The organism is Litorimonas sp. RW-G-Af-16, assembly GCF_048319245.1.
Lineage (GTDB): Bacteria > Pseudomonadota > Alphaproteobacteria > Caulobacterales > Maricaulaceae > Litorimonas.
Map to the genome: position 1 here is coordinate 249,415 of NZ_CP166993.1, position 12,233 is coordinate 261,647.

General features: G+C 53.6%; 12 protein-coding genes. 8 read left to right on the forward strand and 4 right to left on the reverse strand.

Annotated features, from left to right (window positions below):
• Positions 1 to 84: 84 nt before the first annotated feature.
• Positions 85 to 1,782, reverse strand: a complete 1,698-nt coding sequence (locus tag AB8615_RS01160; RefSeq protein WP_409433118.1) for a hypothetical protein — start codon at positions 1,780 to 1,782, stop codon at positions 85 to 87.
• A gap of 23 nt (positions 1,783 to 1,805) precedes the next feature.
• Positions 1,806 to 3,251 (reverse strand): sigma-54-dependent transcriptional regulator, encoded by a 1,446-nt coding sequence (locus AB8615_RS01165; RefSeq protein WP_409433119.1) that lies wholly within the window; start codon positions 3,249 to 3,251, stop codon positions 1,806 to 1,808.
• A 263-nt stretch (positions 3,252 to 3,514) separates the two neighbouring features.
• Here AB8615_RS01165 and AB8615_RS01170 point away from each other — a divergent pair, with 263 nt between their 5' ends.
• The 5 genes from AB8615_RS01170 (at position 3,515) to AB8615_RS01190 (ending at position 7,641) form a co-directional block, all read left to right on the forward strand.
• Positions 3,515 to 3,814, forward strand: coding sequence for an aa3-type cytochrome c oxidase subunit IV (locus tag AB8615_RS01170; RefSeq protein WP_409433120.1), 300 nt, complete (start codon positions 3,515 to 3,517; stop codon positions 3,812 to 3,814).
• Between the two features lie 100 nt (positions 3,815 to 3,914).
• Complete coding sequence (locus tag AB8615_RS01175) at positions 3,915 to 5,045, forward strand: Re/Si-specific NAD(P)(+) transhydrogenase subunit alpha (RefSeq protein ID WP_409433121.1); 1,131 nt, start codon at positions 3,915 to 3,917, stop codon at positions 5,043 to 5,045.
• Between the two features lie 4 nt (positions 5,046 to 5,049).
• Positions 5,050 to 5,403, forward strand: coding sequence for a proton-translocating transhydrogenase family protein (locus tag AB8615_RS01180; RefSeq protein ID WP_409433122.1), 354 nt, complete (start codon positions 5,050 to 5,052; stop codon positions 5,401 to 5,403).
• The gene (locus tag AB8615_RS01185; RefSeq protein ID WP_409433123.1) at positions 5,404 to 6,813 is read left to right on the forward strand and encodes an NAD(P)(+) transhydrogenase (Re/Si-specific) subunit beta; all 1,410 of its coding nucleotides are present in this window, start codon (positions 5,404 to 5,406) and stop codon (positions 6,811 to 6,813) included. It begins immediately after the preceding gene.
• 3 nt (positions 6,814 to 6,816) lie between these two features.
• On the forward strand, positions 6,817 to 7,641 hold the full coding sequence (locus AB8615_RS01190; protein ID WP_409433124.1) for an alpha/beta hydrolase: 825 nt from the start codon (positions 6,817 to 6,819) through the stop codon (positions 7,639 to 7,641).
• An 8-nt stretch (positions 7,642 to 7,649) separates the two neighbouring features.
• Here the strand turns inward: AB8615_RS01190 and AB8615_RS01195 are convergent, their stop codons facing one another.
• Both AB8615_RS01195 and AB8615_RS01200 read right to left on the reverse strand, forming a co-directional pair.
• Entirely contained in the window at positions 7,650 to 7,829 is a 180-nt protein-coding gene (locus AB8615_RS01195; RefSeq protein ID WP_409433125.1) for a DUF3008 family protein, read from the reverse strand.
• Between the two features lie 104 nt (positions 7,830 to 7,933).
• Positions 7,934 to 8,710: an outer membrane protein gene (locus AB8615_RS01200; protein ID WP_409433126.1), complete on the reverse strand. Its 777-nt coding sequence runs from the start codon at positions 8,708 to 8,710 to the stop codon at positions 7,934 to 7,936.
• Between the two features lie 279 nt (positions 8,711 to 8,989).
• On the opposite strand from AB8615_RS01200, the gene AB8615_RS01205 reads away from it, so the two are divergent.
• The 3 genes from AB8615_RS01205 to AB8615_RS01215 all read left to right on the forward strand — a co-directional run bounded on the left by AB8615_RS01205 (position 8,990) and on the right by AB8615_RS01215 (position 12,221).
• The gene (locus tag AB8615_RS01205) at positions 8,990 to 9,979 is read left to right on the forward strand and encodes an ABC transporter ATP-binding protein (RefSeq protein ID WP_409433127.1); all 990 of its coding nucleotides are present in this window, start codon (positions 8,990 to 8,992) and stop codon (positions 9,977 to 9,979) included.
• On the forward strand, positions 9,976 to 11,460 hold the full coding sequence (locus AB8615_RS01210; RefSeq protein ID WP_409433128.1) for an ABC transporter permease: 1,485 nt from the start codon (positions 9,976 to 9,978) through the stop codon (positions 11,458 to 11,460). The genes AB8615_RS01205 and AB8615_RS01210 overlap by 4 nt, the downstream gene beginning before the upstream one ends.
• Before the next feature lie 77 nt (positions 11,461 to 11,537).
• Positions 11,538 to 12,221, forward strand: coding sequence for a COQ9 family protein (locus AB8615_RS01215; RefSeq protein WP_418152532.1), 684 nt, complete (start codon positions 11,538 to 11,540; stop codon positions 12,219 to 12,221).
• Positions 12,222 to 12,233: the final 12 nt, after the last annotated feature.

Genomic DNA, 12,233 nt, shown 5'->3' on the forward strand with positions numbered 1-12,233 from the left:
AATAAGGCGTTAACCTTAAATTTGAGAGAGGTATTGGTTAGGCGGATAATCGCAAGATCACCCGCCTAAAGCATTGTTTTTACGCTAGAAGCGCGCTTTGAATCCGACATTAATCGCGTGGGCTTCGGTTTCGTCGTTTGACACAAGCTGCGGCGCGACGAAGGGGATGAAGCCTTTATTGTAGACATATTCCGCGCCGAAATCGAGATAGTCATTGAGCGGATATTCGACCGAGACAGCGTGTTGCTGGTTCTTCTCAAATGTCGTCCCGAACGCTGGATTGCCGAAGTCATCGCTAAGCTTGCCCCAAGATCCGCTCGCTGCGATCGCCATTTGGCGACCATTGACGATGGGCTTGATACGCGCTTGCGCGACCAAGACACTCAGGTTCTCATCGAAGTTGATATTGTCGCGAGCGGTTGTCGAGCCCAGCGGATCAACGAGGTATTGCGGCAAAGGCACGCCGTCTGGCGTTTGCGGGATCGCGGCAGCCCACGGTTCTAGCGTCGTTGTATATTCCACCATCGCATCAAAGAAGTCAGAATTATATTCAACGAAGCCGTTCACCGCGCTGTTACGATATTCAATAAAGTTCGCGGGCGGCGTGCCGTTGACGCGACCTTGGAACGTATGCGCTGTCCAGTTATCGCGGTAGATCGTATCGTGCAGATAGCCGCCGCCGACTGTGAATGATCCGTTATGGCCAAAGCTGTTATGGCCCAGCAGAAATTCTTTTTCCGCATTAAACGCGTAATTGCCGAGATTGTTATCTTCACCCGCCAACGCCACGCGTAACTGCCGCCCAGCAGAAAAGGCTGAGCCGGTGAGCTTCAAGCCATTTTTGTAATAGCCGACTTCCAGCACGGGCTGATCAGACACAGCATAGAAGAAATGCTGGCCCTCATTTGGCGTAATGGCGTTATAGCTGTCGAAGTTACCGAAATCGATCGTCTTGCGACCAAAGGCGGCGTAGAATGGTGAGCGCTCCAAATTACCAAAAACTACAAACGCTTTGCGCAGTTGGAACTCGTCCTGATCGCGCGCAAATTCCGTTTCGGAATATTCCGTTTGCAGATAGAATGTTGTCCACTCGCCAAAGGTCGAGGTGAAGGCGAGGGCGGCGTGATCAATCGCGAAGACACCTGCTTCGTCATCTGTGCGGTCAGAGAAATCAGGGAAGCGCGAGAGTAGCGGGAATTGCCCGTCGACCTCAGTCTTTTGATACTTCAAGCCGCCTTGGAAACCACCGCCGAGATAAACGGAATTATCTTTCAACGTGCCATTGGCGCGATTGCCGAGCAAGACCATGGTCTTGTTCGTTGTGTTTTCCTGCCAATCCAGTATGTCGCGCGAATGGGCGACATTTGTGCGCACAGTTACGCCGCCGACATTGTAGTCGCGGTTGAAACGTGCGGCGTCGGCCTGTGAATATTTAATCGCGTGCGGGTTTGAATACCCGCGCAGTTGCAGTCCGTTGGTATGATGAACGGGGGCTTGACCCTGCTGCGTTACCACGTACCCAGGTTGGACATAGCCAGGCTGAACATAACCAGGCTGCGCATAGGTCTGAACTTGGGCGTAGGGCGTAGCTGCGTGATACACCGCGCCGCGTTGTTGCAGGCGTTGGGCTTGCCAGCTTTGCGGGGCCACATAGTGACCCGAATGTGTGTGTGGTTGCGCTTGGAACATGCCGCGCAGGCCGTTATGTTGGTTCGCCGTGACAGGAATTGCAATAGCGAGTGAAGCGGCGGCAACGCCAGCGAGAAGTAGTTTCGTTTTCATAATCATCCCCAGAATGAAGTTATTTAAGCCGAGCGGACGTCATCGACGTCGAGCGCGTGTTCGCGGACTTTGCGGTAGAGTGTGGAGCGGCCAATACCGAGACGGCGGGCCACTTCGGACATGTGTCCTGAATAATTCTCAATCGCGAATTGGATCAGGTCACGTTCAATATCTTCGAGCGTGCGCAAATGACCATCGCGGTCCAGCACAGACACAGACTCGTCAACCTCTGTTTCGCTCGGCACAAGGGCAGAGAGCGAACCGTTCTCTGATGGTGAGATATTTGGCGAGAGCCCTGAAATCTGCGGAAAGTCTTGCGGTTTTAGCACGTCACCATCGGACAAAATCATGGCGCGGAAAATCGTGTTTTCCAGCTGCCGCACATTGCCCTTCCACTCATAATTTCGCAAAAGCTCGATCGTCTCAGCCGTTGCGCCGCTGACAGAGAGGCGTTCCTGCGCATTAAACCGTTTCATGAAATGGTCCAGCAGGGCAGGGATGTCTTCCTTGCGGTCGCGCAATGGCGGAACCGCGATAGGAAAAACATTCAGACGATAATACAGATCTTCGCGGAACGTGCCCGCCTTGACGGCTTCAGCCAGATCGCGATTGGTCGCGCTGATAATACGGACGTCCACGGGAGTCGGGCGTTTGGAGCCAATCGGATCGACTTCGCCTTCTTGCAACACACGCAGCAATTTGACTTGCATTTCCAGCGGCAATTCGCCGACCTCATCGAGGAACAACGTCCCTGTATGGGCCTCTTGAAATTTACCCAAATGCTTGGCGTTCGCGCCTGTAAAGCTGCCTTTTTCGTGACCGAACAAAATACTCTCGACGAGGTTTTCAGCAATCGCGCCGCAATTCACCGTTATAAAGGGCGCGCCAACACGGTCAGAGGCGCCTTGAATAGCGCGTGCAATGACTTCTTTACCCACACCCGATTCGCCCGTGATCAAGATTGGAATGTTCGCTTTCGCCCCGCGTTCCCCCATCGCCACAACAGAGCGCATCGCGCCCGCATTGCCGATAAGATCGTCAAAAGACAGACTGTTCGTGTTGGTTTTCTTCAGCCGCTTCACTTCGCCGACCAGCGTGTTGACTTCTAGCGCGTTGCGAATGGACACGATGATGCGTTCGGGCGAGGCGGGCTTGACCACAAAATCACGTGCGCCACTTTTCATGGCTTTGACCACGGCCTCGATCGAGCCTTTACCCGTCAAAACAATCACGGGCAGATCAGGGCGGTTCTTGGTCAGTTCGGCCAGCGTGTCCATGCCGTCACGGCCTGGCATAACAAGGTCAAGCAGCATCACATGCACCCCCGCCCCGTCAGGGCCGAGCGCAATGTTGAGCGCAGCATCGCCGTCACCCGCTTGCAATGTTGAAAACCCACTCTTTTCGACCACCGCTTGCAGCAAGCGTCGTTGAGTCGGATCGTCATCCACGATGAGAACCGTTTTAGCCATATTATCCACCTATTCCGCCAACCTCGTTTCGGGTCGGTCGTTCATTTCGTCACAATATGGGACAAGGGGGTAAAATTCGGGATAAGCCTTATGGTGAACAAATCGATAAATTTTCGTCTTATGACTTCACAAGCCGCGCAAATTAGCTATATGACCAATACAATTATATGTCTGACCAATTTTAGTCGTCATTAATCGTTGTCCGATTTAGGACAGCATGGTAGCACGACTTGGAAATTTACAGCTTAATACAAGGGACAATCATGGCTGCTGGACAATCAGATTATCATCGCGGTGAAATGGAAACGGATGCGCAAGAAGGCACATTCAAAGGGTTTATGGGCATTACGGTATATGGCGGTGCAGCAATCGCGCTGATCGTCTTTATGCCGGTTCTAGTGTTTGGTGTCGGCATGGGCTGGTTGCCCGCATTGATCGCTACCCTCTTGCTAGGTGTTGTTATGGGCTTGGCGTTAAAGCTGAAGGGCGGATGGTATGCGGCCATTATTGCGTCCGGCATATTGGTCGGTATTCTGTGCGCCATAATCTCGGCTCTGATGTAACACGCGGGATATTTTCTAAAACTATTCAATATTGGTATATTGAATTGGTATAAAAGATTGGTATAAGCTTCCGATCAAACAGTTGAGGGTAGGGGTCGTTTTGAAAATTTCAGTTTTGAAGGATGCTGCGGGGCATGAGGCCCGTGTTGCGGCGACGCCTGATACGGTAAAGGGCTATGTCGCCTCTGGCCACGACGTGGTTGTCGTCAAAAGCGCAGGTGCGGCGGCTGACTTTTCCGACGCCATGTATAAAGACGCAGGCGCAACGATTGCGGCGACCAATGCAGCAGCGGCAAAGACAGCTGACCTTGTCATGTCGATCACAGGCGCGGATGCAAAACTCGTCGCGGGCATGAAAAAAGGTGCGGGCATTACTGGCGTTATGTCGCCGACAGATAATCCGAAATATGCGGCGGCCTGCGCCAAAGCGGGTGTTACAGCCTTCGCCCTTGATTACATCCCGCGCATCTCTCGCGCGCAAGCTATGGACGTGCTGTCCAGCCAGTCCAACCTATCTGGCTACCGCGCCGTCGTCGAAGCGGGCGGCATTTACGGTCGCGCTTTCCCGATGATGATGACAGCGGCAGGGACAATCGCGCCGGCCAAGGTCTTTATTATGGGTGTCGGCGTGGCAGGCCTCCAAGCGATCGCAACGGCACGGCGTCTCGGCGCTGTGACGACGGCCACAGATGTGCGCCCCGCAACCAAAGAACAAGTTGCCTCCCTCGGCGCAAAATTCATTGCGGTTGAAAACGACGAATTTAAAGCGGCAGAAACGGCGGGCGGTTATGCCAAGCAAATGTCGCCTGAGTATCAAAAGCTACAAGCTGAGTTGACTGCCTCGCACGTCGCTAAGCAGGACATCGTCGTCACAACGGCGTTGATCCCAGGCCGCAAGGCGCCGATCCTGATCACGAAAGCGATGCTAGATACGATGAAACCAGGTTCCGTGCTGGTTGATCTGGCTGTCGAACGTGGCGGCAATGTCGAAGGCGCCAAAGCGGGCGAGATCGTCACGACGAAAAACGGCGTCCATATTGTCGGACATCTGAACTGGCCGTCCCGCATGGCAGGCGATAGCTCCAACATGTTCGCGCGCAATCTCAAGAATTTCCTCCCGCTGGTGACAGCCGAAGACGGCGCCTACGCCCCTGACTGGGACGACGAAATTATCCAAGGCTGCGCCCTGACAAAAGACGGTGCAGTCGTCCATGAACGGCTAAAGGGGTAGATCAATGGGTTTCATGTTAATAATGGCGGGTGGTGCGGCTGTCTCGCCCATCGTCTTCCAACTGGCAATTTTCGTCATGGCGATTTTCGTGGGTTATTACGTTGTCTGGTCGGTGACCCCTGCTTTGCACACGCCATTGATGGCTGTGACCAACGCGATTTCATCTGTGATTATCGTCGGTGCGATTGTCGCCGTGGCGGCAGGGACCAAAGGCGGCTCCGCGATTTCCACATGGACAGGCGCGATTGCTGTCGCCCTCTGTGCCGTGAATATTTTTGGCGGCTTCCTCGTCACGCAGCGTATGCTTGCCATGTATAAGAAAAAAGAAAAACCAGCCCCGAAAGCAGAGGCGAAATAAATGCCGCAATTATCAGCTAACCTCGCGGCGATCCTCTATACGGTCTCCGCTGTTCTCTTTATCCTGGCCCTTCGTGGCCTAAGCTCGCCAGAGACGTCACGTCGCGGGAATACGTTCGGCATGATCGGCATCGCGATTGCCGTGGTTACGACGATCTTGGTCGCAGGCCTTAACGGCACAGGGCTGTTATTTATCGCGGGCGGTTTGGCCGTTGGCGGTATCCTAGGCGCTTTCATCGCGAAGAAAATCCCGATGACAGATATGCCGCAACTCGTGGCAGCCTTTCACTCGCTCGTCGGTTTGGCGGCCGTCTTGGTGGCTGTGGCCGCATTTTTCAGCCCTGAGAGTTTTGGTATTTTGACGGCGGACGGTATTAAAGCTGGCTCGCTGCTAGAATTGGCTCTGGGGGCGGCGATTGGCGCAATTACTTTCTCTGGTTCCGTCATCGCCTTCTTGAAACTCAACGGTAATATGAGCGGCTCGCCGATCATGTTGCCGGGACGTCATATCATCAATCTGGCGCTCGGCATTGCTGTGGCCGTCCTCGTTGGCATGTTGATGAAGTCTGGCGGCGCAGACCCGCGCCTGATGTACGCGTTGCTGGCCCTGACATTCATTCTCGGCTTCCTCCTGATCATCCCAATCGGCGGCGCAGATATGCCCGTCGTCGTGTCGATGTTAAACTCTTACTCAGGCTGGGCAGCGGCCGCTCTCGGCTTCACGCTGGGTAATTTGGCGCTGATCATCGTCGGCGCTCTCGTCGGCTCATCGGGTGCGATCTTGTCCTATATCATGTGTAAAGCCATGAATCGCAGCTTTATCTCCGTCATCCTCGGTGGGTTCGGCGCAGACGGTGCAGCGGCCTCGGGTGACGCCAAAGAGCAACGCCCCGTCAAGCGCGGATCAGCCGAAGACGCGGCCTTCATTATGAAAAACGCGTCCAAAGTCATCATCGTGCCAGGCTACGGTCTCGCCGTGGCACAGGCGCAACACGCCGTACGTGAAATGGCGGACAAGCTCAAAGAAGAAGGCGTCGAAGTCGTCTACGCAATCCACCCTGTCGCGGGTCGGATGCCAGGCCACATGAACGTGTTGCTGGCCGAAGCCAATGTGCCCTATGACGAAGTGTTCGAACTCGAAGACATTAACTCCGAATTCTCAAACGCCGATGTGGCCTTTGTGATCGGCGCGAATGACGTGACCAACCCTGCCGCCAAAACTGATCCACAAAGCCCGATCTTCGGCATGCCGATCTTAGACGTGGACAAAGCGGCAACAGTCCTCTTCGTCAAACGCTCGCTCTCGCCGGGTTATGCGGGCATCGACAATGATCTCTTCTACGAAGACCGCACCATGATGCTCCTCGCGGACGCCAAGAAACTGGTCGAGGACGTGATCAAGGCGCTGTAGCGCGTGTCGAAACTTATTAAAATTCTTATGGCCGTAGCTGCGATTTACGCAGTTGTGGCCATTTTCGTTTTTACCCAACAAAGAAGCTTTCTCTATTTTCCACCGAACACCTATCTCCCGCCAGAGGCTGTCGGTGTGCCAGAGATGGAAGAAATACCGATTAGCGCCGGGTCCATGAGTTGGGCCACCGCGTGGTGGGCACCGCCGACCTCCCCCACGGGCAAGATCGTCATGGTCTTTCATGGGAACGGGTCAGCCGTCTTTTCTAATTACCACATTTACCGCGACTTAATTGATGCAGGCCACGGTGTGTGGGGTGTGGGCTATCCCGGTTATCCTGGGCCATCGCCAGAGCGGTCAGCTATTAGTCAGCAAAGCATAGTTTTGGCCGCGAGCCTGCAATATGAGGCGGTGCAAGATCGTAACGATGCGAATGCGGAGATTGTCTATTACGGCACCTCGCTCGGCACAGGTGTTGCTGCGCAACTCGCCAGACAACACCCGCCAAGCCTGCTCATCATGGACGCGCCGTTTAATTCAACGCTCGATATGGGTCGGCGTCAAATGCCGTTCCTCCCCGTTGGGTTGCTGATGAAGGACACGTTCGAATCTGACAAAGCGCTTGCTGATCTCGAAATGCCAATGATCTGGCTTCACGGCACGAATGACGGCGTGATCCCTGTGTCTCAGGGTCAAAAACTATATGATGGCTATCGCGGCCCCAAGACGGCTCATATTATTGAGGGCGGCCAGCACATGAACCTCTGGACCCTTGGTGGGCGAGAGATAACTCTGGCGGCGTTGTCAGAGGAGACCCCTCCGCCTTAGATTCACATTTACACTTCATCGGGTAAGTCGTCATGTGGCGTAGATGCCAATTCTTCGAGTTCCGCCTCACTCATCGAGGCATACATATCCTTGGACGCGCCTTCTAAGTCGGATTTATCCGTATTGCCTCGCTTCGCCGAGAGAGCTGCGCCAGCGGCTTTTTGTTGGGCTTTGGACTTCGCTTTCATATATTTATCCTCCGACTCACCCAACGATCAGGTGAGGCCAAAGTTCCTGCGCACAAAAAAAGCCGCCCCATCGGAGCGACTTTCATCATCGGTAATTAATTAAATTAGAAGCCTAAGCGGTAGCCGACTTCAAATAATGTCCGCGTATTTTCGACTTCGAATGTGGCGGGGAAGAGCGAGGCGTCGACTTCCAGATCGCTGCTATCGCGGTAGCGCACGCCCGCCGTAATCGCGCTGCGATCAGAGACGGCAAAAGCCGCGCCAGCCATGGCTTGCCAGACAAAGCCGTTATCTTTGTCGTCGATGATGGGCGTCGCAGATGGACTGTAATCGACCTTGTTCCACCCATAGCCAATGCCGCCGCCGACATAGGGCGTGATCGCGCTATCCGTTTCGATATCGTAAAAGACGTTCGCAAAAACAGAGGTAGATTTAATATCGCCCTGACCATCAGCGACGAGGTTGCCCACGGTCACGCCCAGCCCTGTCGCTTGACCCGTGATCAATACGGCTGCGTCTTGGGATGTTAGGTCGAGGCCCGCTGCGCTAACGCCTGTATGCGTGTCGACTTTGGCTTTCTCCAACGACAATTCGCCTTCAAACCGTAATGCTCCCATGTCTTTACCAATGGCGGCATTGAGGTGATAGCCAGATTTGAAATCAGTCGTCCAGCCCACATCTGTGCCAGCGGGTAAAGGTGTGCCGAGCGGGATCGCATCGCTACCTTGGCCTGTTGTGAAGTCTGATGAAAATGCACCATTATTGTCAGAATCGGACTGCGTTTTGATCCCGCCTGACAGCGAGACATAGGTGTCTTGCGCAATGGCGGGTGCCGCAACCATCATGGCGGATGCTGCGAGAAGTGATGTGATATATTTCATGAATTTTTCCTCAATTCGTTAAAACAACCCCTTTTCCCTCGCTGATTACGCAGGTCAGATGAGGGTGGTTCACTATATGGAGCAAGACTAAACGAGGTTTAATAAACTGTGGCGGTGCGGTCACAGGTGAGCTGGAAAAAGATTAAATTGTAGAAAATCATACGATTTGAGCCATCCATATGTTGCTCGACAACATTCGCACGACGACGTGACATTGATTTATCGTGCCATGCACATTTGCGAATTGAAAATTAAGACCCTCTGGGTCATAGCTATAATATGTCTCAACAAGCACCGCTCTCTATCCGAAATGTCAGTAAGTCCTTTGGTGGCAAGCCCGCTGTGCGTGATGTGAGTTTTGATATTCAGCGCGGCGAGATTGTTGGGTTTCTTGGTCCTAATGGTGCGGGCAAAACAACAACGCTGCGGATGGCGCTCGGGCTCATACGCCCCGATATTGGCGAGATCGATTTGTTCGGACAAATCCCTGGCGAGGCGAGCTTTGGACGGATTGGCTTTTTACCCGAAGAGCGCGGCCTCTATAAAAAACAAACGGCGCGGGAGAGCATTGCACATATGGCGCGGCTCAACGGCATACACAAACGTGAGGCCTTTGCGCTCGCTGATAATTTGCTGGACCGCTACGGTCTTGGCGATGCAAAACGCAAGAAGAATAAAGACATGTCAAAAGGCATGGCGCAGAAAGTGCAGCTTCTATCTGCCATCGCGCACAGCCCCGAATTTTATATCTTAGACGAGCCGTTCTCTGGCCTAGATCCTGTGAACCAACAAGTCTTGGAGGGGATCGTGCGGGAAATCTCTCAGGGCGGGAATACGATTATTTTCTCGACCCACGTGATGGAGCATGCGGAGCGTCTCTGTGACCGGATCATACTCATGGCGGGAGGACGCAAAGTGTTTGACGGCCCAACGGAAGACGCTTTGGCGAAAGCGCCGCGCCGTTTAATTATTGCCTCCGAGTCCGCAGCCCTCACGGATTTAGTGACGCCGTTTTCCGAAGATCTTACGATCCGTAAGGACGGCGCTCTTATGCTGACGCTCAAAGACGGTGTCGATAGTCATAGTTTGCTGGAGCGGTGCGTGGCGCAGACAATTAAACTAACGCGTTACGAGCCAAAAACCCCGACCCTGCATGAGGCCTTTGTGGCTTTGGTGGGCAAAGACGTTGCGGAGGCGATGGAAACGCCAGATGCAGCCCTAGAGAATTCTCAAGAAACGCCACTCCCAAGATCAGGAGTTGACGCATGAGCTGGCTACCGAAAATAAATATGCGCCGAACGCTGCTGATCGCGAGACGGGATTATTTGGGGTATATCAAGACATGGGGGTTCTGGATTTCCTTTTTTCTACCCTTTATTTTTGGCGTACTGGCAGGCGCCGCGTCGCAATTAAATGTCGATTTTTCACCGCCGAAATACGAGACGATATTAGATAATAGCGGAATTTACGGCCCCGCTATTCGTGCCAAACTGGACGCGGATAATGAGGCAATAGCGATCCGAACGATGGCTAGCCTACCGCTCCTGTCCGAAGAGGCGTCAGAGGAATTCAAACAAAGTTACGAGACAGGCGGCATTGATGCAGCCACCGCTTATCTAGATACCAAATATCCCGGTATGTCCGAGCAATTCATGAAATCATTGGATGAGGCCAAGTCCGCCCTTATTTTTGTCGATCCGCCGTCGGACACTTTGGACGGCCTCACGCCCTATCTGACGGGGGAGAAAACTGTCACGGTTGACGGACAATCTGTGCCGCTCAATGGTGCGTTGATTATCCAGACGGCGGAGGGCGAAGCGCCGCAAATTCAGTATTGGTCGCCGAGCTTTAACAACCCCAAAGTCAAACGCTTGGCCGAAGACTATTTCCGCGATCAGGCTGAACTGCGCTATCTCGCCAGTGGAGAATTGACCCCAGAAGGCCTGCGTGCCGCAAGGCGGGGGAGTGCAGAGATTGAAATTTTTGACCCAACAAAATCTTCGACAGAAGAGGGCGGCCAAGCGGTTAGCAGAGAAGACCAAATCCCGTATTTTGTCGCCTTGATATTAGCCAGCGTTTTATGGCTTACGGTGTTTTCTGGAGCCTATATGTTGCTCACATCTATGTTGGAGGAGAAATTAAATAAACTCCTCGAAATGATGTTAGCGTCAACGCGGTTTTCAGAGATCATATTAGGCAAGCTCTTAGGCGTAGCGGCGCTGACCATTACGGCGATGGCCCCTTATATTATTATTGGCATCGCTGTCGTGATTGGTTTCATTTTTGTCGGCCCGCCCGATATTGCAGCAGGGCTCATGCAGTCATTTACGCCGAAAATTATCATCTTCTTTGTCGTGTTTTTGGTGTTGGGATACATTTTCTACGGTGCGTTTTTTATCGCCCTTGGGGCCATGTCGCAATCAATGCAGGACGCGCAAACGCTGACAACGCCGATTGTCTTGGTGTTGACCCTATGCGTTTTGGTTGTTCCAATCGGGTTTGAAAATCCTGACAGTCCGATTATCCGCATTGCCAGCATGATCCCGTTCTCTGCGCCTTTCGCCTCCATCGTGCGCCTGCCCAGCGATCCGCCTTTGTGGGAGTTAGTTCTCTCGGCAAGCGTGTTGGCCCTCCTGTGCTTGGGCGTAATCCTCATGGCAGGACGTGTGTTTCGGTACGGCGTGTTGTCAGGTTCAGGCGCGGGCGCTGTGAAAGCTTGGTTCCGCCGCACGATTTTACGACGCGGATAGGTGAACCTGATTTGCAATTATAGCTGCGGCGATCGGACTAGGGTGACAGGCCGCAACGGCGCACCTATATAGTGTCTATGAACACATCAACTGATACCATGCGACAAGACATTCTCGCGGCGGCCCTCACACTGGCCCCATTTGAAGGATGGACGGATATGATGTTGCGGAAGGCAGAGCGCAAAGCTGGCCTGACCCGCGGGGCTGCCGCGCTGTATTTCCCCGAAGGCCCGCTCGGTGTCATCGCCTATTGGGCCGAGCAACTCGACGCAGAGGCAGCAGCGAAACTCGCTGCAATGGATTTATCTTCCATGAAGATACGCGAGAAAGTCACGGCTGGCGTCTTGGCGCGAATGGAAGCGATGGACGACCATTTGGAGGCGGCCCGTCGCGCCTCGTCACGCTTGGCCCTCCCGGATGGGTTCGCCCAAGGCACACGGCAGGTTTGGGCGAGCGCTGATATGATTTGGCGCGCGATAGGCGACACCTCAACGGACAGCAATTACTATTCCAAACGCACCATTCTCTCCCTTGTGATCGGCTCGACTTTGCCGATGTGGTTGTCTGACGAAACATCCAATAAGACTAAAGCTCGCGCCTTTTTGGATGACCGGATTGCTAACGTCATGCAGTTTGAAAAGTTGAAATGGGAGTTCAAGTCAAAGACCGAAAACTGGCCAGAACCAGTGGCTTTATTGGGTGCTTTGCGTTATGGTGGCGGGTTCAAGCGACGTCGCCGTCGGCGGTCCCATACGCTGTAATCAGGCGAGTTT